We start from the raw sequence: 244 nt of genomic DNA on the forward strand, positions 1-244 counted from the left end.
GATTATTAATTTCATTAAATGTCATCCAATATTTGACCTTATCTTTGTATCGTTTCATAACCGTTTCAGCAAATCTTACAAAGAAGTCAATACATTGACGATTTCTAAATCCCCCGTACTCTTTAACTAAGTGATATGGCATTTCAAAATGAGATAATGTAATGACGGGTTCAATCTTATATTTTAATAATTCATCAAATAAGTTATCATAGAATTTTAACCCTTCTTCATTTGGTTCTAATTC

1 protein-coding gene is annotated in these 244 nt (G+C 28.3%); it reads right to left on the reverse strand.

Going from position 1 to position 244, the window contains the following annotated elements; genetic code table 11:
* Positions 1 to 244: family 1 glycosylhydrolase (locus tag NEH74_RS13605; RefSeq protein WP_262941484.1), on the reverse strand; the 244-nt coding region annotated here is incomplete at both ends.

The organism is Turicibacter sp. GALT-G1, assembly GCF_025594995.1.
In the GTDB taxonomy this organism is placed as follows: Bacteria; Bacillota_I; Bacilli_A; order MOL361; family Turicibacteraceae; genus Turicibacter; species Turicibacter bilis.